Below are 458 nucleotides of genomic sequence, written 5' to 3'. Positions count from 1 at the left end.
GCTTAGGGCGATAATTGAAGAGCAAAAGAAAAGAATTGAAAAGCTTGAGGATAAGCTGGCATATTACGATGAAGCGATTAGAGCTAAAGTTATTAGAAGCAAGGAGATTGAGATTAGGGACAAAAGAATTGCATACCTCGAGAAAGAACTTAGAGAGGCAAAAGCAATAATTAAAAAGCTCAGCAGGGACTTAGTTTTGGCAAAAAGAATGCACCTCCTTGAGCTTAAAGGAACAGCAGTTCCTCTTAAGGTCCTTGAGAGCTTAACATGGAAGGAGATAGAGAAGCTTGAGCGCTCTGCAAGGATTAAAGAAGATGATGTAATTTATGTTGTTAATCCTTCGGGGGCTGGGAAGAGCATAGCTGAGTATTTGGTCGAGAAGGGGATTAAAGCGTTGATAAGTGCAAAAACTCTGCCGAATAACGTCTATGAAGTGCTTAGAGAGAATAAGATTCCGG

Annotated in this window: 1 pseudogene; it reads left to right on the top strand. The window is 40.4% G+C overall.

The window, feature by feature from the left end:
- Positions 1-458 (top strand): annotated as a pseudogene (locus E3E28_RS10825) (DUF460 domain-containing protein); the annotation flags it as partial.

Source organism: Thermococcus sp. 21S9 (assembly GCF_012027635.1).
Classification (GTDB): Archaea; Methanobacteriota_B; Thermococci; order Thermococcales; family Thermococcaceae; genus Thermococcus.
This window is presented reverse-complemented; position numbering and strand designations above follow the sequence as displayed.